The 19480-nt window shown below is 57.5% G+C and carries 20 protein-coding genes and 4 pseudogenes; 6 read left to right on the top strand and 18 right to left on the bottom strand.

From position 1 onward, the window contains the following. Window positions 1-68: 68 nt before the first annotated feature. Genes tnpB through FHT76_RS38755 form a run of 3 tightly spaced genes read right to left on the bottom strand, consistent with a single transcriptional unit; the run spans window position 69 to window position 1291 of the window. Window positions 69-422: an IS66 family insertion sequence element accessory protein TnpB gene (gene tnpB, locus FHT76_RS38765; RefSeq protein WP_183865205.1), complete on the bottom strand. Its 354-nt coding sequence runs from the start codon at window positions 420-422 to the stop codon at window positions 69-71. Further along, on the bottom strand, window positions 403-825 hold the full coding sequence (tnpA, locus tag FHT76_RS38760) for an IS66-like element accessory protein TnpA (protein WP_259130081.1): 423 nt from the start codon (window positions 823-825) through the stop codon (window positions 403-405). The genes tnpB and tnpA overlap by 20 nt, the downstream gene beginning before the upstream one ends. Window positions 826-880: 55 nt before the next feature. Beyond that, the gene (locus FHT76_RS38755; RefSeq protein WP_259186721.1) at window positions 881-1291 is read right to left on the bottom strand and encodes a LysR family transcriptional regulator; all 411 of its coding nucleotides are present in this window, start codon (window positions 1289-1291) and stop codon (window positions 881-883) included. An 88-nt stretch (window positions 1292-1379) separates the two neighbouring features. On the opposite strand from FHT76_RS38755, the gene FHT76_RS38750 reads away from it, so the two are divergent. Next, window positions 1380-1796, top strand: a complete 417-nt coding sequence (locus tag FHT76_RS38750) for a DUF4260 domain-containing protein (RefSeq protein WP_259132051.1) — start codon at window positions 1380-1382, stop codon at window positions 1794-1796. Between the two features lie 101 nt (window positions 1797-1897). On the opposite strand, the gene FHT76_RS38745 is transcribed toward FHT76_RS38750, so the two are convergent. Then, window positions 1898-2863 (bottom strand): quinone oxidoreductase, encoded by a 966-nt coding sequence (locus FHT76_RS38745; protein WP_259132049.1) that lies wholly within the window; start codon window positions 2861-2863, stop codon window positions 1898-1900. Window positions 2864-3121: 258 nt separating this feature from the next. On the opposite strand from FHT76_RS38745, the pseudogene FHT76_RS38740 reads away from it, so the two are divergent. Beyond that, a pseudogene (locus FHT76_RS38740) lies at window positions 3122-4393 on the top strand (transposase). Between the two features lie 67 nt (window positions 4394-4460). Here FHT76_RS38740 and FHT76_RS38735 read toward each other — a convergent pair. From FHT76_RS38735 to FHT76_RS38700, 8 genes are all read right to left on the bottom strand, one after another. After that, entirely contained in the window at window positions 4461-4889 is a 429-nt protein-coding gene (locus FHT76_RS38735; RefSeq protein WP_259132048.1) for a DoxX family protein, read from the bottom strand. After that, complete coding sequence (locus FHT76_RS38730; protein ID WP_405049536.1) at window positions 4876-5877, bottom strand: alpha/beta fold hydrolase; 1002 nt, start codon at window positions 5875-5877, stop codon at window positions 4876-4878. Before FHT76_RS38730 ends, FHT76_RS38735 begins: the two co-directional genes overlap by 14 nt. 201 nt (window positions 5878-6078) lie before the next feature. After that, window positions 6079-6507 (bottom strand): c-type cytochrome, encoded by a 429-nt coding sequence (locus FHT76_RS38725; protein WP_259186719.1) that lies wholly within the window; start codon window positions 6505-6507, stop codon window positions 6079-6081. A gap of 368 nt (window positions 6508-6875) precedes the next feature. Then, the gene (hydA, locus tag FHT76_RS38720; protein ID WP_259132045.1) at window positions 6876-8276 is read right to left on the bottom strand and encodes a dihydropyrimidinase; all 1401 of its coding nucleotides are present in this window, start codon (window positions 8274-8276) and stop codon (window positions 6876-6878) included. Beyond that, complete coding sequence (locus tag FHT76_RS38715) at window positions 8277-9536, bottom strand: cysteine desulfurase-like protein (RefSeq protein ID WP_259132043.1); 1260 nt, start codon at window positions 9534-9536, stop codon at window positions 8277-8279. It lies immediately after the preceding gene. Window positions 9537-9566: 30 nt separating this feature from the next. Further along, the gene (locus FHT76_RS38710; RefSeq protein WP_310503165.1) at window positions 9567-10304 is read right to left on the bottom strand and encodes an amino acid ABC transporter ATP-binding protein; all 738 of its coding nucleotides are present in this window, start codon (window positions 10302-10304) and stop codon (window positions 9567-9569) included. Continuing rightward, window positions 10301-10975, bottom strand: coding sequence for an amino acid ABC transporter permease (locus FHT76_RS38705; protein ID WP_259132041.1), 675 nt, complete (start codon window positions 10973-10975; stop codon window positions 10301-10303). The genes FHT76_RS38710 and FHT76_RS38705 overlap by 4 nt, the downstream gene beginning before the upstream one ends. A gap of 71 nt (window positions 10976-11046) precedes the next feature. Continuing rightward, the gene (locus FHT76_RS38700) at window positions 11047-11841 is read right to left on the bottom strand and encodes a transporter substrate-binding domain-containing protein (RefSeq protein ID WP_259132040.1); all 795 of its coding nucleotides are present in this window, start codon (window positions 11839-11841) and stop codon (window positions 11047-11049) included. Between the two features lie 165 nt (window positions 11842-12006). On the opposite strand from FHT76_RS38700, the gene FHT76_RS38695 reads away from it, so the two are divergent. After that, entirely contained in the window at window positions 12007-12696 is a 690-nt protein-coding gene (locus FHT76_RS38695; RefSeq protein WP_259132038.1) for a FadR/GntR family transcriptional regulator, read from the top strand. Window positions 12697-13069: 373 nt separating this feature from the next. Here the strand turns inward: FHT76_RS38695 and FHT76_RS38690 are convergent. Continuing rightward, window positions 13070-13443, bottom strand: a pseudogene (locus FHT76_RS38690) (substrate-binding domain-containing protein); the annotation flags it as partial. On the opposite strand from FHT76_RS38690, the pseudogene FHT76_RS38685 reads away from it, so the two are divergent. Next, window positions 13437-13802: pseudogene (locus tag FHT76_RS38685) on the top strand (glycoside hydrolase family 32 protein); the annotation flags it as partial. The pseudogenes FHT76_RS38690 and FHT76_RS38685 sit on opposite strands and share 7 nt — an antisense overlap. Before the next feature lie 509 nt (window positions 13803-14311). Here the strand turns inward: FHT76_RS38685 and FHT76_RS38680 are convergent. Both FHT76_RS38680 and FHT76_RS38675 read right to left on the bottom strand, forming a co-directional pair. Then, on the bottom strand, window positions 14312-14671 hold the full coding sequence (locus FHT76_RS38680) for a type II toxin-antitoxin system PemK/MazF family toxin (RefSeq protein ID WP_259186718.1): 360 nt from the start codon (window positions 14669-14671) through the stop codon (window positions 14312-14314). Beyond that, window positions 14671-14934, bottom strand: coding sequence for an AbrB/MazE/SpoVT family DNA-binding domain-containing protein (locus tag FHT76_RS38675; RefSeq protein WP_183759232.1), 264 nt, complete (start codon window positions 14932-14934; stop codon window positions 14671-14673). The genes FHT76_RS38680 and FHT76_RS38675 overlap by 1 nt, the downstream gene beginning before the upstream one ends. Before the next feature lie 375 nt (window positions 14935-15309). On the opposite strand from FHT76_RS38675, the pseudogene FHT76_RS41570 reads away from it, so the two are divergent. Both FHT76_RS41570 and FHT76_RS38670 read left to right on the top strand, forming a co-directional pair. Continuing rightward, window positions 15310-15444, top strand: a pseudogene (locus tag FHT76_RS41570) (IS1595 family transposase); the annotation flags it as partial. Window positions 15445-15513: 69 nt separating this feature from the next. Next, on the top strand, window positions 15514-16323 hold the full coding sequence (locus FHT76_RS38670) for an IS1595 family transposase (protein ID WP_259186716.1): 810 nt from the start codon (window positions 15514-15516) through the stop codon (window positions 16321-16323). On the opposite strand, the gene FHT76_RS38665 is transcribed toward FHT76_RS38670, so the two are convergent. From FHT76_RS38665 to FHT76_RS38655, 3 genes are read right to left on the bottom strand one after another with little or no spacing between them, the layout of a single operon-like run. Continuing rightward, the gene (locus tag FHT76_RS38665) at window positions 16320-16781 is read right to left on the bottom strand and encodes a hypothetical protein (RefSeq protein WP_259186714.1); all 462 of its coding nucleotides are present in this window, start codon (window positions 16779-16781) and stop codon (window positions 16320-16322) included. The two genes, FHT76_RS38670 and FHT76_RS38665, sit on opposite strands and share 4 nt — an antisense overlap. Before the next feature lie 42 nt (window positions 16782-16823). Continuing rightward, window positions 16824-17885: a sensor histidine kinase gene (locus FHT76_RS38660; protein ID WP_259186713.1), complete on the bottom strand. Its 1062-nt coding sequence runs from the start codon at window positions 17883-17885 to the stop codon at window positions 16824-16826. Continuing rightward, window positions 17882-19324 carry an ATPase domain-containing protein gene (locus tag FHT76_RS38655; protein WP_183759236.1) on the bottom strand — a complete coding sequence of 481 codons (1443 nt, stop codon included), beginning with the start codon at window positions 19322-19324 and terminating at the stop codon, window positions 17882-17884. Before FHT76_RS38655 ends, FHT76_RS38660 begins: the two co-directional genes overlap by 4 nt. Window positions 19325-19480 lie beyond the last annotated feature (156 nt).

The raw sequence follows: 19480 nt of genomic DNA, 5'->3' as shown, positions 1-19480 counted from the left end.
GCCGGTTCGAGTCATCAGATTCTTGAATCTGAACCGCCCCTTTGCGTCAACAGCTCAATTCGCCATCCTCAGCCGGCGATCTGATATTGCCGCACGGGATGGCGGATCATCGCATCGATATCGATGCCGTCGAGAATCCAGTGAAGCTGTTCTGTCGTCAGCACAACGACCGGCACCTCCCGGCGGGGCCAACGGAACCTGTCTTCCGTCAATTTCTTCAGCACCATCACAAAACCGGACCGATCAAAAAACAGAAGCTTCATCCGGTCGTGACGGCGATTGCAAAAGGCAAAGACCGCGGGAGCAAAGGGATCAAGCTCCATCACCTCTTGCACCAGAACCGCAAGGCTGTTGATGCCAGCGCGGAAGTCGATCGGTTCCCGATGCAGGTAAACCTGGAGATCAGCGCCAAGTCTGAACATGACTCAGCGCTCCTATGATCGCCGCTAGTCCATCAACATCGCTGCATTCCACCGTCAGGCTGACCCCGTTCGGCAGCACCGCGCTCACCTTGGATGCATGAGATCGTTTGCCGACCGGCTCCGCCTTCGTCAGTGGACCGCTGGCAGAAGACGAGTGCATATCCGCAGCAATCTGAACCGGAACGAACGCCGAGACCACAGGCAAAGCACGATCTTCTCTGGCTCTCCTCACCCACTTGCGAACGAGATTGGCGTTGACGCCGTGCTCCAGAGCTAGACGCGAGACCGAAACGCCGGGCTCTAAACACGCTGCGACAAGCTGATCTCGGGAGGCAGGGTCATATCGACGGCGGCCGTCGCGACCAACAAGCCGCACCTGCAGTTTAGGAGCATCTTCATCCATGATTTGGTGTCCACCTATTTTTTGGTGGACACTTCATGCCTCAGAGCGCTGCGCCTCAAAAGGCGCACCGAAATTCGCGCTTACATTCAAACTGCAAACGTGGGTGGCTCGCAGCTAGGTCGGCCAGGTGCTGCGGGAGCCGTTCCACGCCAACGACTTCACTGCACGAAATGCGCACGGTTCCGATAAACTCGCGATCACCACCGGAGGCCGATCTTGCCAGCGCCTCGGCAGACCGTGCCATGTCCTCAGCGTAGCGTTTGGCGTTCAGTGCCGCGTCGGTCGGCTGCATCCCTGCTGTTGTCCTCGTGAAAAGCTTTGCGCCCAGCTCAACTTCAAGGATTTCGATCTGGCGTCGCACCGTCGGCTGCGCAAGCCTCAGCCTCCTTGCCGCTCCGGAGAAGCTCCCCGTCTCCAACACGGCCGACAGGACTTCAAGGCGATCCCACGACGGACGACTGCTCATCAAAAATGTATGAGCGGCTGACCAATATTAGTCAATGTTCTGCGAGCGAACGATGCACTAAACCGCGTTTGTCAACTTGGAGGCAAACATGAACGGCGCCTGGCAGAGACACATCAACAATTCAACTGATGACGGAGTCGTCGTCGGCATACCGCACATATTTCTGAGGCTCGAGGGTCTCGCCGTGCTGGCATGTGCAACATCTTACTACTGGCACTCGGGTTTTTCGTGGATTGTATTCGCTGCTCTATTCTTCGCGCCCGACATCTTCATGGTCGGTTATCTGCTAAATTCTCGTTTGGGCGCTCTTATCTATAATATCGGGCACAGCTACGTTACGCCATGCCTCATTATCGCAGCATCGCTCTTCTCAGATATTGAATTCGGCATCGCGATGGGCATAATTTGGATTGCTCACATAGGCTTCGACCGGGCTGTCGGATACGGGCTCAAGTACACGGACGCATTTCAGCACACGCACCTCGGCCCGTTTGTCAGAAAATGATAAAAGCGCTGCCCAAACCCGAGCCGGCCCGACGAGGCTCGATAGGTGCTCGTAAGCAGCATCAACCACGCTACAGCGCGCAACAACGACGCTGCACGAGATCAGACTGTGAGCAAGATCTTGCCAATCGTGCCCCTGCTCTCGATCAACCGATGAGCGCGCGCGCCTTCGCTCATTGGGACCCTCTCCGCGATTTCGACCTTCAGCGCTCCTGAAAGTATCGCTTGGAACAGCTCGTCAGCTCTGCGACGTCGCTCCTTCGGTCCAGTCAGCACATTCCATAGATCCCCGCCTGTGATCGTCAGCGACCTGTCCATAAGCTGTCGCGGATTTATGGAACGAGGGTTTCCGCCCGCGAAGCCATAAAAGACGACGGTTCCACCGGTACGAAGAGCACCCATGCTCCGCTCGAGCGTTGACCCGACGGATTCGAAAACCACGTCGGCCAGTCTCCCGAAGCTGGACTCGAGTGGCGAGTTCCAATCCTCTTCGTACGAGAGCCCCAGCCTGGCCCCCACGCGAATTGCGGCTTCCCGCTTTTCCACGGTCGAGGCCAAAGCGACAACCTCGGCGCCCCTAGCCGCAAGCATCTGCGTGAGCAGGAGCCCGACGCCACCTGCGGCTGCGTGCACCAGTGCGACGTCGCCTCTTCGTATCGTGTAGCTGTCAGATGTCAGGTACTGTGCCGTCAAGCCTTGCAGGAGCACAGCGGCAGCGGTCTCGAAAGAGATTTCGTCTGGAAGCGCGATCAACTTTGACGTGGCAACGACCGCCAATTCGGCATTAGCGCGCGGGCTGTCCGCGAATCCGACGCGGTCCCCGACTTTGAAGCCAGACATATTACTCCCACCGAGAGCCACGATCACGCCGGCGCCTTCGTAGCCCAATATCCATGGCGGTGTCGCGTCCATGTGGTAATCGCCGCGGCGTCTGTAGACGTCGGCGTAGTTCAAGCCTGCGACGGAAATCTGGACCAACGCCGAGCCGGATGCGGGGACGGGATCAGGCACCACCCGCCATTCAAGGACTTCCGGCTCGCCAAATCGATCAAAAACAAGTGCATGCATGTTCTGACTCCAAAAAATCCGCGCAAATCGCGTGGACGAGAAACCTCATGTCGGCTTGATCTCCCATTCTTACTAAAAGCGCAACGACTGTAGAAACACGATGTCGCTTGGCATTTAATCGGGGTCTTCCTCGCTTTGTGTGGTTCACTCACTGCTACCATCGCGCCGCTATGGGCGGGCATGCAAACGAAATCGAAATGGTCGCCCGGCCCAGGAGCAAAAGTCCTGGGTGTCGCGCTTACTGCTGATGACGGTTGGATTGTCTCCGCTGCCGGACCAGAGTTCGGTATATGCCCTGATTGCGGCTGGCGGACTCGAAATCGGCATGGCTGGTGCAACCGAAGCCTTCAAGATCTGCCGGTCCAAGGCAGGACCGTAACGGTAAAGCTTGGGTTGAGCCGATGGCGGTGCGCAAATCAGAACTGTCAACGACAAACGTTCACCGACCGGCTGCCGACGATTGCTCCCCTTATGCGCGCCGGACGAGGAGGGTCTAGGATATTGTCGGCTGCTGGCTCATAGTGCAGGCGGCCGTCCTGGCGAGCGCTTGATGCGAAGGCTCGGCATGCCTTTCAGCGACGACACGATCCTACGGCAATTTAGCGGGATTCCGCGTGCTGCGGGATAAGATAATCCGGAGCGTACAAGTCGATCTAATTCAGGAGGATCCACAGGTTGATGCAACGTATCGGCGCCGGGTGCGTCACGCTCATCGACATCACGGCAGATAGTGTTCGAGACCGCGCGCGCCCTGCGCAAGAAGGGTCTGTCCTGTTCAGAGATGGCACAGCGCACCGGCTACGGCCGGCGCAGCATTGCAAAATGGCTGACCTTCGAGACGCCACCCGACCGGCGAAGGTCGGCGTTGAAGTCAACATCAACTTTATGCTCCGAGGCGTTTCTCGCTGAGTGCTGAGAAAATGGCAATCGCTGCGGGCGGCATTGTCTCACGATATCAAACAGCGCGGTTACACCGGTAGTTTCTCGAACCTCGAGCAACTTCTCGCAAGCTGGCGCAGCGCAGAGAGATCAGTTAAGGACATCGCTTTGCCGGCTCCCATTACACCCGATCAACCGGGCCGCAATGCAGTCTCGATACGCGATCCGGAAACCGGTCATGTGATCTCGCCGGTGGTTGCAGCTGCCCTTGCATGAAGCCGCGAAGGATGCTGACGATCAAGCAAGCGAGCAAGGTAGACGTCCTTAAGCAGGGATCACTTGAGTTTGGCCTGATGCGCAGCCTTGCCATGCGATTTCGCGGCATTCTCCGACGCGGTGAAACAAGCTCGACATCTGGATCGACGTTGCCGTCAACTCAGACCTCGCTCCGATCATCAGGTTCGCGCGCGTTTTGCACCGGGAATTCGGCGCCGTCCGCAACGCCGTTGAACTCCCCTGGAGCAACGGCCAAGTGGAAGGCTAGATCAACCGCCTGAAGACGATAAAACGTCGATTTACGGTAGAGCGGTCGCGGAGCGACTCAGAGCGCGCATGCTACCGCTCAGCAATAGTCATCACCACACAAAGTGAGGAAGACACATTTTTCCGAGATTGGATGTGGATCGCGTGACCTGATTAATCCATGTGGCTACGTCCTTCACTCAGCCGAGCGCCCTCCCCGCCTATCTGCAAATGGCCACATCGCCGCCTCGCTTGCAAATAGAGCAAGCCAGACTAGAACCGGTTGCAGGGGCAGACGAACCAGGTGATACAGCCATTGCCAAGGGGAAACACCTGACCCTCCAAGACTGTCGAGCGCATGCTTGAGATTTGCTGGAAACACTGTGACCGCGTATAACGCTAGTCCCATCCCAGCATATCGCCTGACTGTCGGGATGAGCAGCCCGATGGCCCCGGCGATCTCGCACAGCCCTGTCATCAAGATCACGTGAGGGGGGTCCGGCACCCAAGATGGCGTAATGCTTAAAAAAGGGTTGGGAATGGCGATATGAAGGACACCTGCGAGGCTATAGAGCAGGGCCAGACCGAGTCGCGAGCGTCCGCGCCACACGTCAGTCCTTGCCATCGGCGGCTATCCGTCGTTCCACCGACCTTGCAATAGCGATCAAATGTGGTTTGCGACCGGCGACCGTTTCGATAGCCGCAATCGCAAGGTCACTCGCCACGTAGTCTGATTTATGTCCGAGATTGTGAACAACGATTAGTTTGGAGTCCTTGATATCGCTGGCAAGGTGCCGGGCATGCACATCAGGCGAGACAATTCTGTCGGCGTCACCGGTGATGATAAGCGTTGGGGCCTTAATCGTGCGGTACTCCAGGCTTGCTGTCTTGGCCCATTCGCTTAGGGAGGAGACCTCTCTGGCATTATGGCGGAAGGCAGCTGGGCGCAGAGCGTGCAGCGCTCTCGTCTCGTGGGCATAGTTCGCAGGCGGCTGGTTCGGCGAAAACACCTCGCGAGCCGCACGATCGATAGCAACCAATCCGAGAGGCGGCACGATAATCCCGCTGAATAGTGTTCCTGTGATCGGCGCGGCGGCAGCACCATAATACCATGCGACGCCACCCTTCCAAGGATAGGCTGCGGGAGAGAGGAAGACCAAACCCGCTACCCTGTCTGGATGTCGAACAGCGAGTGCGGCAGCGATCGAGCCGCCTAACGAATGACCGACGATAATTGCTCTGCGGATACCCCGCCTTTCCATAAGAGTTGCAATCGCGTCCGCCTGTGCGTCGGGCAGGATGTTTGCCGCCGCACCTGCGTCAGAGTTTCCATGGCCCGGCCGATCCAGGAATAAAAGCTTCGCGCGCCCCTCCAGCTTGCGGCGGAAAGATAACATCGGATCGTAAAGGCTCGTGCTGGCTCCGTGAATGAATACGATCGGCGGGAGATCAGCCTTCGGGCCTGGTTGGAGGAGGATACTGTTGAGTTTGAGCCCGCCAACATCGATGCGTAGAGACCGAGCTTGGTCCGATATTGCAAAGGTCGGCGCGCAGGCGGCCGACATGGCGAACATGATGGAGGCTATCATTGAAGTGAGAAGGCGCGGGCTCATGTTGCTCCAAAAGGCTGGCGTTCATTGACAATACGATCGGAGCGAGAGTTTGGTTTCGTAGAAATCAACACCGCTGAAATTTCGTCGGTCTGCTGGTTAGACGTTCGTTGAGGCGTTCTTCCTTACAAAGCCACTCTGGGACATAAACACGGCAACCTCAGTCGAAACTCGGGACATTCACTCTGGCTTTAAGGCCGCCGCTTATCGATTTGCCTCGAGGTAGCCAACCAGGTCAACGATTTCGAAACCCCAAAGGCCTGAGAACCGCATCGTGGTGCCGGGCACCTTCCTGGTCGGCTTTGAAAGGAATTCAGAGAGGTCGTCCACCGTCCAGATCAAGCCGTCCTCTCCCACCTTCCGCATCGCCGGGGAATAGTTGTACCCTTCGAGACCGCCTGCCTTTCTGCCGACGACGCCCTTGAGCGATGGACCGAACGTACTGCGCTCGTTGTCGACGACGTGGCAGTTTGCGCAGGCTCTGAACAGCCTCGCGCCGCGCTCCAAATCCGCCGCAGAAGCCTGTGTCGTAAAAAGCGCCAAAAAAGCCGTGGCAATTTCCCGTGCTATTGCTAACTGGCCGGACCATACATCGACATTCGGCATCAACTTAGAACCGAAATGAGTTTCCATTGTTCCTCCTAGCTGGAGGATATCCCTCCTCCGCGTGGATCCCCGTCGTCAGGCCGCCTTGAGAAGGTCCCAATGCAGTTGTCGTCAACCCGTCAAGGTCTTTGCGATTTCTCGCAAAACGGATCCCAAATACCTGCTTCTTCATTGCACGAAGCGGTTCCGGCAAGTGAAAAAGCCCATACTGCTCCGGCACCGCGGCCATAAGACGAGCTCCTACGAAGCCGACACAAATTGCCGTTGATTACACGGCAGGCAGCGGACACGCGACGCGGCGCGACCCTTGTTCGACAATGAGGTCCAGATAGTCGCATACTCGGAACGGTCAGGTCGAAACCGCGACGGGTCGGGCGAAACCTGCAAATCTGCCGCTAGAATTGATCATTCCGAATTCTTCGCAGATACTGGCCCTGCCCTAAGGTGCCCTGCACCGCGCCTTCGCGGATGATCGACCTGCCGCGGAGCATAGTCAGAACTGGCCATCCCACAACTTCCAGGCTTTGGTAAGGCGTATAGTCGGCCCCGTGGTGCAGAATATCATTGGTTATCGTCACCTGTTTCTGGGGATCCCAGAGCGCGATATCGGCGTCGGAGCCAATCGCGATTGTGCCCTTTTGCGGGTAGAGGCCGTATTGCTTGGCATGGTTCGTTGATGACAGGGCGACGAAGCGGTTGATGTCGATACGGCCTTTGCTGACGCCTTCGGAAAACAGGATGGGAAGCCGCGTTTCGACGCCTGGGATGCCGTTCGGGATCCAGCGGAAATGCCGCTTGCCTTTCTCGTTCAGCTTGCCGCTGTCATCGTCATAGCGGAATGGGCAATGGTCGGAGGAGAAGAGCTCGAATGTGCCGTTCTGCAGACCTTCCCAGCAGGCTTCCTGACTTTCCTTGTCGCGCGGTGGCGGCGAGCAGACAAATTTCGCGCCTTCGAGTTCGGCGGCATCGAGATCATCGGCGGTCAGAAGCAGATATTGCGGGCAGGTCTCGCCAGCCACCCTGCTGCCCCGCTTGCGGGCCCGCTCGATTTCTTCCATCGCCTGACGGTTCGAGACGTGAACGATTACGATCGGGCTGCCGACGATTTCGGCGAGCGAAAGGGCGCGATGCGTCGCCTCCCGCTCCGCGGCGGCCGGCCGGCTCACCGCATGGAATTTCGGAGCGAGCTCGCCATTCTGTTCGTGCTTTCCGATGAGATATTGGATCGCATCTTCGTTCTCGCAGTGAACCATGACGAGCGCACCAGATTGCCTGGCGCTGTCCAGCGTGGCGAGGATCTGGTCGTCCCGTAGACGAAGGTTTTCATAGGTCATGAAGACCTTGATCGATGTGTATCCATCTTCGACGAGCGCCGGCAGTTCCTGACCGAGCACGTAGGATGTCGGATCGGTCACGACCAGATGAAACGAGACGTCGATATAGCACTCGCCCTCGGCCTTCGCATGGTAGGCCTTCAGCGATTCACGCAGCGTCGTGCCCTTCTCCTGCATGCAGAAGGTCAGAACCGTCGTATTGCCGCCGAACGCCGCCGAGAGGGTGCCGCTTGCAAAGTCGTCGGCCATAACGATGCCGTCACCGGATGGCTGTGCGAGATGGACATGGCTGTCGATCCCGCCCGGCATCACATAGAGGCCTGAGGCGTCAATGATTTCGTCCGCGCCATCAAGAGACGCTGCAAGCGCCGCAATTTTCCCCTCGCGAATCCCGACATCGCTTTGAAACGTATCGCTGGCAGTGACGACTGTCCCGTTCTTGATGATCGTGTCGAAATGCATTCAGGCAGCGCCCCTCTTCTGGTCGGCGAGTATGTCATCGAGCGCGGCGATCAGCCTGTCGATCTCACCGATGGTGTTGTAGTGAACCATGGAGACGCGCACGGCACCGTTATATTGCGGCAGGCCGACATGGTCGCCGAGGCGGCGCGCATGAAAGTCGCCGAAGCGGATCGCGATCTTGTAGGCGTCCATCGCCTTGCAGATATCTTCCGAATTCCTGCCTTCGAAGACAAAGCTTATGGTGGGAATGCGCCTGCCGTTGCGATTGGCTGTCTCGCCGATGATGCGGCAGTCATTACGGCTACGCAGGTAAGACAGCAAACGCTCCGTCAACGCGTTCTCCTGGACGGTGATCGCTTCGAAGGCGGCAAGGATCAGCGCGCGCGGCGATCCCTCTGAACCGGCTTTCGTGCCGAGCTCACAAAGATAGTCGACGATCCCGGTCACCGCGTAGGCAAGCTCATAATTCGGATTGCCCGGCTCCAGCTTGCCCGGAACCTTATCACGGCCATAGAAGAAGTGGTAAAGCGGATCGAGCTCCAGGAGATGCTCGTATTTTCCGTACATCATCGCGTAATGCGGGCCATAGGTCTTGTAGAAGCTGAAGACGTAGTAGTCCACGTCCATGGCCTGAACATCGACGGCGCGGTGCGGAGCATAGGCGACTGCATCGACGCAAATGCGAGCCCCATGGGCGTGAACGACCTCGGCGATTTCGGCGATCGGGTTGATGGCGCCCAGAATGTTCGAAACATGCGTGACGCAGACGAGCTTCGTCTTCTCCGTCAGCAGCGACTTCAGATCGGCGATATCGAGCTCGTAGGTCGTCGTATCGAGCGGCCAGAACTTGATGACGACGCCCATATCCCGCAGGCCGTCCCAGGGGCCGATATTCGACTCGTGGTCGGAAATCGTAACGATGATCTCGTCTCCTGCCGACAGCTGGCTGCGCATCGAGCGCGCCAGGTTCTGCAGAAGCACGGTCGTCGAACTGCCGAAGACGATCTCTTCGGGGCGCGAGGCATTGACGAGGTGCATGGCGGCGATGCGGCTATCCATCAGAGCCTTGGCGGCCTGCTGCGAGACATCATAGCTGCCGCCGATCTGAACGTTCTTGTTGTAGAGAAACGTGTTCATCCGCTCGACAGCACGCTTCAGGATCTGAGAGCCGCCGGCATTGTCGAAAAACACCCAGCCATGATCGAGGCCGGGAAACTGGCTCCGGACGAAATCGATGTCGAGTTGGGGTTGCGCTTCCATGTTGTTCCTCCGGAACCTTGTCTTTTCTTGTCAGTGATTGAGAACGGCGCGCAGGAAACTTCTGGTGCGTTCCTCGCGCGGACTGTCGAAGATTTCGGCCGGCGTACCGGCCTCGACGATGCGGCCGCCATCCATGAAGATCACGCGGTCGGCGACCTGGCGGGCAAAGCCCATCTCATGCGTGACGACGATCATTGTAACGCCGGTGCCGGCAAGCTTGCGCATGACGTCAAGAACTTCGCCGACCATTTCCGGGTCGAGTGCCGACGTCGGCTCATCGAAGAGCAGCACGCGCGGCTCCATCGCGAGCGCCCGGGCAATCGCTACGCGCTGCTGCTGGCCGCCGGACAGCTGCTCCGGATATTTGTCCGCCTGTTCGGTGATGCCCACGCGGGCGAGCAGTTCCCTCGCCTTGCGCGCCGCCGCCTCGGGCGGCGTGCCGCGCACACGCATCGGCGCGATCATGATGTTCTTGAGTACGCTCAGATGCGGGAACAGATTGAACGACTGGAACACCATGCCGACCTCTGCCCGCACTTGTGCCAGGTTCCTGCCACGCTCAACCTTAATGCCATCGACCTCGATCCGGCTTTCACTGGAGAAGCTCTCGAGGTGATTGATGCAGCGGATCAGGGTGGATTTGCCCGAACCCGAAGGACCGATGACACAGACCACCTCGCCTTCGGCAATCGACAGGTCGATGCCGTGCAGCACCTGGAAGTCGCCATAGGATTTGTCGAGCTTCTGGATATCGACGATGGTTTTCATCTGCGCCTCCCTGCACTGAAGCGTTTTTCGAGGTTGGCAACGACGGTGACCATCGGCCAGAGGAAGGCAATATAGATGACGGCGGCGCCGATCAGCGGCGACGGGTTCGCCGCCAGAGCCTGGGCCTGGGTCGCCTGCTTGAGTAGATCGGGCATCGCCACCACGGAGGCGAGTGCTGTGTCCTTCATGACATTGATACAGTTGTTGGTGAGCGGCGGAATGACGATCTTGATCGCCTGCGGCAAGATGATCTCGGCCATCATATGTCGGTAGGAAAGGCCAAGCGCTTCCGATGCCTCGAATTGCCCGCGTGGGATCGCCTCGATACCGGCGCGGAAGATCTCGGCCGTATAAGCCGTCGAGACCAGCGTCAGGGCACTGACCGCCGAGACGAACGGCGAGAGCCGGATGCCGACGAATGGCAGGGCATAGTAGATGACGATCAAGAGAACGAGCAGCGGGATCGAGCGGAAGATGTCGATATAGATCTTGGCAAGCGCCTGGATCACCGGATGCCCGTAGAGGCGAAGCAAAGCGAGGGTCAGGCCGCCGATAAGGCCGCCGATAATGCTGACCACGCCAAGCTCGAGCGTGATCCACAGGCCCGAGAGCAGAAGCGGAAAAGAGCGCTCCAGCACCGCAAGATTGAAGAAGGTCGTGAAAATATCCATTGAGAAACCGATCAGTCGTTTCGGGGCGGATGACGGGCAAACCCGTCATCCGTATCCTTGACCATCCGGCCTTATTTTGCCGCAGGCATATCCGCGACCTTCACGGTCGAGGTCGTGTCTTCGGCCTTGGCGCCGAACCAGGTTTCATGCAGCTTGGCAATGAAGCCTTCGCCCTTCAGCGTCGTGACCACATCGTTGACCTCCTTGGCCAGCGGATCACCCTTGTTGAACATGATCGAATACTTCTCGCCGGTCGGAATGCGCTCGACGACTTTGATCTCCGGCTTGTCCTTGACGTAATACTGGAGCGCCGGGATGTCGCTGACGTAGCCGTCGATACGGCCAGCGGCGAGATCGAGCATAGCCGGCTGCAGGCCTTCGAAGCGTCGGATTTCGCCGAGGCTGTATTTGGCGGTGTTGTTGGTTGCCCACATGTCACCCGTCGAGCCCGTATCGACGCCGACGACCTTCCCGCTCATTCCCTTCAGGTCCTTGATGCCGCTCGCGGCCATAACCGTCAGCGACTGGTCACTATCATAATAAGGCTGGGCAAAGGTGACCGACTCCAGGCGCTTCTCGGTGATGGTGATCGACGATACCGCCATGTTGATGCGGCCCGACTGAACGGCCGAGAACAGCCCGTTGAACGGGATGTTGACGAACTCGACCGACTTGTTGAGGCGCTTTGCAATCTCGGTGACAAGATCGACCTCGAACCCGACCGTCTTGCCGGACTCATCCTGAAACTCCCACGGAACGTTACCGATATTGGCGCCGACAGAGAGATCGGCGGCATGGGCGGCGGCTCCTGCAAGTGCCAGGACGCCGGAGAGCATTACAGTTTTCAAAATCGAAAAACGACGCATTTAGGTTCCCCTTGTTTTATGCTACGCATTCTTGCTATTGGTCTAACCGGTCTGACCAGTCAGGCCAAATCAAGCACGGTCTATTGTCATTTGCAAGCGACTGATGGATTAAAATGCCGGGACAATCCGGGTGCCCTTACCCGACATGCCGAGAGAATGGAAAGAATGCTCAACAGGACATTGGTACCGCAATCGGCGGCACGCCTGATCCAGGACATGATCCAGAGCGGGGAGCTCGCCGCCGGCCAGAAGATCCCGTCTCAACGCGAGTTTTCCACCAAGCTCGGCATCAGCCGTGCGTCGCTGCGCGAGGCGCTGCTCACGCTGGAGACGCTTGGCCTCATCAAGACGGAAGCCGGCCGGGGAACCTTCGTCGCCGAGCGCGGCGGCGCTGCAAACAGCGGCATGGCGCCATGGCGCTACTCAGACAGCTACTCGGTTTTCGATGTCTTCCAGACGCGCATCATGCTCGAAGGCAATATCGCCGCGCTGGCTGCCGGCCGTCTCACGGGCAACCAGCTGCAGGCGATGGAAGCGGCGACTAAGCAGATGGAGGATTGCTGGGCGAAACAAGACCTCCTCGCGAATGTCGAGGCCGATCTCGAATTCCATGCCATCATCGCGTCCGCCTGCAGCAACGCCATGATGCGCGCGCTTTACCAAGTGGTCCGAGAACAATTAACCGAGACGCAGCGACAGCCTATTCCGATCACCGAGCCCGCACGTATGAAGGCCTCGATTGCCGAACATCGACGGATAATAACGGCACTGCGAGACAACGACCCCATCCGCGCCCGGCAGGAAATGGAAAACCACGTCCTGAATACTGCCCGCTGTGCGGGCCTCATTCCTTAAGCCGTCGCTAATACAGACTGCTTTGCAAAGGCATAACGCGGCAAACTTCCGAAACATCCCATCTCGGTGATCGCCGCATGCGTCACCCGCTGATCTTTGTCGAATACCGTGTAGGAAAGCGAATATCCCTGGTGACAGCGGTGTTGTTGAAGACCGCTGTCGCTCAATAGGGTCGAATGCCTCTACAGGGAGACCCAAACTAGAACTTGATCAGGTTCCTCGGCCACAAGATCGGCGGGTATAGCGGTCATATTGATTGGGCTTAGCGATGAACTTCGGGCTCTAGCATTAATCAAAACAAGTTCATCTACTTATAGATCGTTTCTCAGCCCTGATTTGTGCCCCAAGCGACCTGCGTGTTTCCGGTCGTCGCCTACAAAGCTTTCACCGACGTTCGCTTGAGCAATTTACAGGGCACAAGGCGTCTGCTCGGACGAGCCTTGTTTCCCGCAACCACGCTATTCAACATTCCGCCCCTTCTAAGCCCAGATCGTAATAAGGCAAGGCCACAGTGGTAAGTTCCCGCTTCAGCGCGTGGGAAAACGTCCGGAAATCGTCAAAGCCGACGATACTGACATCCTCAGGAATGCGAAGGCCCAATGCCATTGCCGCAATGTATATTTGGATCGTCATTTCGTCATTGCCGCTCATGATTGCGGTCGGTCGATCGGTTTCCCGTAGCATCTCCGTTGCAACGGCAAAAACGTAGTTCTTCTCCGCTCCGACCGGTCCTTCCATTCCCAGTCGGCGAGGCCCAAAGTGGTCAATATTCGCTGCCGGACGCCCCTATCGAAATCCGGCTTTCTGGCCCGCTGCAGGGTAGCAAGATTGTCGCCACGCAAGGTGGCGAGCTTGCCTTCGAGGCAAGCATCGCCGACGGTGTCCTTTCCATCCGGCTAGCCCAGGACGATGGCTCAATCCAATACATGGCGACGCTTGGCAACGGGAAGGACTTTCGGCTGTTTCATGGCAGCGGGATCGACGAGATTTTTGCCGACAGCGGAGCGGTTTGCGGAACCCGCCGCAGCTATGCGAATGTCGAACCTGATCAGCTCGAGATCTCATCCTCCGCTTCAGCGTGGGTATTTGAAAGGCATCCGAGATGATTTTCTGGTGCGGCGAAGCTCTGATCGATAGACGCCCCACGTGACGACAATAGCGGAGACAACTTTGTCCGTCCTCTGTTGTGTCGGAATCGGCGACGTCGTTTCTATCAAGGTTCGAAAGATCACCCTGTTTGCGGCCAGCCTTGAACCCGCCGCGTGAGTATCGAAACTTGCACTCGAACACGGGGTCATGGATCAGGAAGCGCCTGCACCGCATCTATGATGCGCTGAAACTGCGCCGGTAGTCGAGAATGACCCACAGATGGGGGGAGCCGCCCGTAGCGGCATACTGCTCGTCGCTGTGGCGGCCGGATGAAAGCAACCATGCTTCGATTCGGGTGATCTCAAACTGTACAGCGGAGCCTTAGTCTGAGGCACCATCAGCTTACGTCTGGCTCAAATTTCCGGCATTATGGAGCAGTTGCCACAAACCGGATTAAAGGCTCATGGCCCCTTGGGGTGGAATAGGCAAATTTAAGGTGATGGTTCTCGGCCGGTGTGTTGGCCGACTAAGCAGGGTCGATCATGCTGACCACTCTGGCGACAATTTCGTCGATGGTGGAGGCATCCAGCGTGTCGACATGTTTGGCAGTCTTTTGCTTCACCCGTTCCAGGATGTCGAGTGCTCTTACCTGATTGCAGAGAGCCACACCGGTCGTTTTGTGGCCTGAGATATTGACCGCAAGACCGGCTTTGCGGGTGAACGCACCGCCCGTCGTAATGGGAACTGTAAGGCACATGCCGACCATATTGATTTCACGAGGGGTGATCACGACACAGCGATGATCATCCCTCATTTCATTGCCTACAACGGGATTAAGATCGATGAGAAAGACGTCGCCACGCTTTGGAATGTTGCTTCGGACCATCAGAACACTTCGTTACCAACAGGCTTGCTAACATTCCAGGAGGCCGCTTCTTTATTGAGCGCAGCCATTTCATCTGCTCCTTCGAGCAGCTCAGCCAGCGTATATCTTTTCTTTCCCTGCTTCGGGGTCGCCACAAGAGACCCATTATTGACAACCAAGGTCAACTCTGTGCCGACTTCGACGCCGAGCATCTTCAAAAGCGCGGGAGGAATGCTAAATACGGTCGCGCCGCCCTGACGGCGAATCTTTGCTGTGTTACTCATCTGATGAACTCCAGTTTGTGCTACTTAAATAGCACATTCTTTGAATGAAGCAAGGTGCCCTCGCAAGCTTCATGGATATTTTTAACTGGACTGTCACGCGTAAAAGCAATTCGAATCGACTCCGAATGATATCCCTGGTATCGGTCCTCTCGTGTTCAGATCGATACGAATAGAGCGCTGACCTTCTGCCTCCGTCCTTACGACGGAGCGGTCCGCTTATGTCTCGCGTATCAAAGGGAAGCCTGAACATGCTCCAGAAGCGAATTCCCATCCTGAGGCCGAACTCCTACGACCCCTTCTCGGCAGGAGACCGGAGGTTCGAAATACGACCGTTGCGCCTGGCCTGACCCGAAAGAGGGCTTCGGGCAGCATCCGCTGCTCCGCCCTTGTGGCCGCGATCTCGACCCGGAGAGGGTCTGGTCGCTAACCGAGGACGATGCCTACGGTCTGTTCGTTGATTTCCGCTGGGTCGACAACGGGGGCAATCCGTTTTGCCCGCGCTGCGGCTGTCTGGAGCCGTACAGCGTCCGACGTCGCCGCTTTCGGTGCTCCGAGCCGGAGTGCCGCGCCGAGTTCTCGGTGACGTCCGGAGCCGTGTTCGCCAACCGGAAGCTCTCGTTCAAGAAGATCATCATGGCGATCTGGGAGGAGGTCACGACCGCCAAGGGCATGGCGGCGCTCCATCTGAGTCTCAAGCTCAATGTCCAGTACAAGACCGCCTATGTCCTGCTGCAGAAGCTTCGCGAGGCCGTCGGCCTCCGCCGCGACGCGATCAGACTCCAGGGCACGGTGCAGATCGACGGGAAGTACGTCGGCGGCGTCCTTCGCAAGGCGAACAAGAAGGAGGAGCGCAAGGACGGTCGCAAGAAGGAGAACCAGAACGGCAAACGGATGTGCGTCCTCGCGTTAAGAGAGGCGAATCGACACGCTCCGAACCGGACGCTGACGCGTGTGATCATGGACGAGAACGGCAAGGATGCCTGGGCGGCCGTGGCCAAACATGTCGATCCGAAGGCGCTCCTGATCGCCGACGAGCATAAGGCGTACGACGATCTTATCGGCCTTGTTCAGTTGACCCGCGTGAACCACAGCATGCAATACCAGGAGGACGACGGCACGAATTCGAACGTGATCGAGAGCTTCTTCAGCCGTGTCGAGAAGGCCTGCAAAGGCATCAACCACCGCTTCTCGACGAAGTACCTCGACTGGTACATGGCGATGCTGTCATGGAAGGAGGACACGCGCTACATGGGCTTGCGCTGGCAATTCGCCGATCTCCTCCGAACCATCGCCAGCAGGCTGACATCGCGCAACCTCTGCGGCTACTGGCAGTGCGCCGCTCAGAACATCGTCGACCAGGTCTGGCTGCAAGGCGAGCCGCCGGACTAACGGCTGATTTCCCAGAGGTGGCGACGACCGTGTGCGGTGCCAGCCTGTCGCACCAGTCCCTGCTTCACTAAACCATTCAGCGTTGCGGAGAACCGACTGGTGAGGGCGGACTCCAATCGTGACGCCTCGCTCCCGAGATCGCTCTCGTTTGCGAACTTGTCGGCAATCTCCGCTGTCGTCGTCGGGGGCTCTGCGCGGCGAAGGGTGTCGAGTACGATATGGCGGTTATTCCTGCCCTTGAGAAGTTCGGTGACGCGACTGCTTGCTGTTTCCCTCGACGACGCGCGGCTTGCCTTCGAAGGTGGCGCAGCCAGCTCGAAACCGGGGTCATACACTCTGATCACCGTCTCGAATGCGGATTTCTGAGCTTCGAGGACGACAATCTCGCGCCGCAGCTCTTCCATCTTGCCGTCGATCTCGACCAACTTCGCTTTCAATTCGTCTAAGACTTCCACCATACTCAGCACTCCCGAGGCACCCTCAGGAGATAGCATCGGCCGTCAGGGGAATCTTGTGGCAACTGCTCCATAATGCCGCAAATTTCTGAGGGGGCCAATGACGTGAAAGCGGAAACCCTGCGGAGCAAAGACGATCTCTGGTGCAGTACCAAAAAGAGAGGCTAGCGCTGAACGGACATACCTGGTCCCGTAGCCCTGTCGCGTCGGCGCAACTACGTTGGGGCCACCCGCCTCCACCCACTCAAGAGAAAAGGTTGGTGTGTTGCTTGCTGAAACTTTCCAATCGATATTGACGCAGCCATTACCGACTGAAAGCGAGCCGTACTTGATGGAATTGGTGATGAGCTCGTGTAGACAAAGAGCAATGGTCGTTGCAGAGGCGCGACTGATTGTTAGATCGGGACCGTGGGTGTGGATGCGCATCAACTCCCTAGTGTTGTATGGCGAGACCGTGACGTCAATCACAGACACCAAGGACACCTCATCTCCGCCTGCATCAAAAAGGGCAGTGTGCACATCCGACAGCGCTCTCAGCCGACCCGAAAAGTCTCCGGCCAAGTCCTCTGCAGTTACTGCGCCGCGCTTCGTCATATGAAAGATAGACGTCACGCTAGCAAGTATATTTTTTATGCGATGATTAAGTTCGTGCCGGAGTTCAACCTCTCGTTCGATGGAGTCGCGGACCTGCTTCTGACGTAGTCGAACAAGAAGGTTGGATTGGATGCTGTTGACCAGTTCCAGCTGGCTGATCGGGCGGATATGGAATAAAAGACGGGCTCCCGGCCATCGATTTTGCAGCTGCGTGCGAATCTGCTTGATGGGCGCCGACCGCTCCAGGAGCACGAGTATCGGCACCTCTGACCAATCGGGCTGTCTGACGACATAGTCCGCAACGTTGGCAACGGCCGTTGGCGTCAGAGCCTCATGCGTGATGACTATGACGCCGGGAACTAGCCGTAGAAAACGGACCATGTCCTCTATTTTGCACTGTTCGACCCGAATATCTTGCTCACGAAGGGAAGCAGCTATGTAGTCGGAATCCTTGCGAAAAGGAGCTAGCACAAGAACCCAGTCCAGCTCGCCCTCGGTCGGTGCTGCGTTCATTTTGGATCAGGTAGCGGATTGTAGGGCAGCACACTTACGTTGCCGCTCTCGATCAGCAACTCCTGGATATTAAGGTCGTGAGGACCATGACGCTTCTTCACTACGGTAATGTTTCGGCGCAAACGTCCTTCGTGCTCCATTATGCGCAGAAGAAGAACGGTGTCGCCGAGGAAGCTGACGTCCACGTCGATTCCCACGTTCTGGCCTATCAAACCATGCTGGGCTACGATTAACATGGTCAGCACACCGGAGCGAGCGAGGAACTTTAGCAGCGATTGAATATCGCGAACTGCCTTTTCCCGATGTGGCAGCGAGTTCAAGTAACCGGTTAAGCTATCGATAACTACCACGCGAGCCTTGTTCTGGGTAACGGCATCCTGAACAATTTGGCCGAACTCACCCGGCGAGATTTCATTTGGATTGAAGTCACGCAGAATGAGCTTGCCTTCCTTGTGGAACTGCCGCAACTCCATCCCTAGGCCCTCGGAGCGCCGGAAAAATGTCTCCAACCGCTCCTCGAACAGGAAAAGCGCCACGCTTTCCCCTCGTTGTAGCGCGGCCGTTGCATAAAGAGATGACATCGTCGACTTGCCGGTCCCAGATTGTCCAATGACCAGGGTTGTGGTCCCCGCCTCCTGACCCCCACCGAACATATCATCAAGCGCTGCAACTCCCGACTTTATCAGTTCCGGCTTGGCAAGCTCCGATGCCGTGTTCGGCATAATCCGAGGAAATACGACAACACCCTCGCCTTCCCGGATGGCCATGTCGTGATAGCCGTCCGCGACCGGAACCCCCCGCATCTTGGAAATCTCAATGCGGCGGCGAACGCCGCCATACTCCTCTAACGCTTTGTCGAGCCGTATGACCCCATGTGCAAGACCCTCCACTTCCTCCCCGCTACGGTCATAGCCGGCAACCTGCGTATCAAGGAGCAACGCAACGACGTTCCGTTTAGCTAGAAACGACTTAAAGCCAATCAACTCGCGCCGAAACCGGGGGGAATCCCCGGTGATCAAGCGGATTTCTAGAAGCGAGTCATAGACAAGACGGCGGGGTTTGTGCTCATCGATTGCTGCCTCGATCGCCTTTCGCGTCTCATCGAGGCGAAGGTCGGACGTTAAGAATATGCTCTGATCATCAGCCTCGCTGACCGTCCCGGAGGTCGTCAACTCTTCAATTCGGATCCCGTCAAGCGACCAGCCATGCGAATTGGCGATAGCCCTGAGTTCCGCGGATGTTTGAGAAAGCGTTACGTAGATGCAACTTTCGCCAGCCTCGACGCCCGCGCGCAAGAATTGAAGTGCCGCGGTCGTCTTCCCAGACCCAGGCGCACCGTGGAGTATATAAAGATTAGACGCGGGCAGCCCTCCGCGCAAAATCGCGTCAAGGCCTTCTATCCCCGTGCTGACAACAGCAGGCGTTCCTCGCTTGGCCATTTCTCATCTTTCGCAAAAAGACATTGGACGCACTTGGAAAACGGCGCGTCATCATCGTTGATAGATGATGGGATGGTTTATATGGGACTCTGCGGAAACATCAAGGCCAGCACGTGATCGCTTTAATCAGCGCAGTGTCCTTGACGGGGTTAAACA

The organism is Rhizobium sp. BK176, assembly GCF_024808055.1.
This window is presented reverse-complemented; position numbering and strand designations above follow the sequence as displayed.

Excerpts from the sequence above, each read along its gene's own strand:
- tnpB (WP_183865205.1), bottom strand. The coding sequence starts at position 422 with ATGTTCAGACTTGGCGCTGATCTCCAGGTTTACCTGCATCGGGAACCG.
- tnpA (WP_259130081.1), bottom strand. The coding sequence starts at position 825 with ATGGATGAAGATGCTCCTAAACTGCAGGTGCGGCTTGTTGGTCGCGAC.
- FHT76_RS38755 (WP_259186721.1), bottom strand. The coding sequence starts at position 1,291 with ATGAGCAGTCGTCCGTCGTGGGATCGCCTTGAAGTCCTGTCGGCCGTG.
- FHT76_RS38750 (WP_259132051.1), top strand. The coding sequence starts at position 1,380 with ATGAACGGCGCCTGGCAGAGACACATCAACAATTCAACTGATGACGGA.
- FHT76_RS38745 (WP_259132049.1), bottom strand. The coding sequence starts at position 2,863 with ATGCATGCACTTGTTTTTGATCGATTTGGCGAGCCGGAAGTCCTTGAA.
- FHT76_RS38735 (WP_259132048.1), bottom strand. The coding sequence starts at position 4,889 with ATGGCAAGGACTGACGTGTGGCGCGGACGCTCGCGACTCGGTCTGGCC.
- FHT76_RS38730 (WP_405049536.1), bottom strand. The coding sequence starts at position 5,877 with ATGAGCCCGCGCCTTCTCACTTCAATGATAGCCTCCATCATGTTCGCC.
- FHT76_RS38725 (WP_259186719.1), bottom strand. The coding sequence starts at position 6,507 with ATGGAAACTCATTTCGGTTCTAAGTTGATGCCGAATGTCGATGTATGG.
- hydA (WP_259132045.1), bottom strand. The coding sequence starts at position 8,276 with ATGCATTTCGACACGATCATCAAGAACGGGACAGTCGTCACTGCCAGC.
- FHT76_RS38715 (WP_259132043.1), bottom strand. The coding sequence starts at position 9,536 with ATGGAAGCGCAACCCCAACTCGACATCGATTTCGTCCGGAGCCAGTTT.
- FHT76_RS38710 (WP_310503165.1), bottom strand. The coding sequence starts at position 10,304 with ATGAAAACCATCGTCGATATCCAGAAGCTCGACAAATCCTATGGCGAC.
- FHT76_RS38705 (WP_259132041.1), bottom strand. The coding sequence starts at position 10,975 with ATGGATATTTTCACGACCTTCTTCAATCTTGCGGTGCTGGAGCGCTCT.
- FHT76_RS38700 (WP_259132040.1), bottom strand. The coding sequence starts at position 11,841 with ATGCGTCGTTTTTCGATTTTGAAAACTGTAATGCTCTCCGGCGTCCTG.
- FHT76_RS38695 (WP_259132038.1), top strand. The coding sequence starts at position 12,007 with ATGCTCAACAGGACATTGGTACCGCAATCGGCGGCACGCCTGATCCAG.
- FHT76_RS38680 (WP_259186718.1), bottom strand. The coding sequence starts at position 14,671 with ATGGTCCGAAGCAACATTCCAAAGCGTGGCGACGTCTTTCTCATCGAT.
- FHT76_RS38675 (WP_183759232.1), bottom strand. The coding sequence starts at position 14,934 with ATGAGTAACACAGCAAAGATTCGCCGTCAGGGCGGCGCGACCGTATTT.
- FHT76_RS38665 (WP_259186714.1), bottom strand. The coding sequence starts at position 16,781 with ATGGTGGAAGTCTTAGACGAATTGAAAGCGAAGTTGGTCGAGATCGAC.
- FHT76_RS38660 (WP_259186713.1), bottom strand. The coding sequence starts at position 17,885 with ATGAACGCAGCACCGACCGAGGGCGAGCTGGACTGGGTTCTTGTGCTA.
- FHT76_RS38655 (WP_183759236.1), bottom strand. The coding sequence starts at position 19,324 with ATGGCCAAGCGAGGAACGCCTGCTGTTGTCAGCACGGGGATAGAAGGC.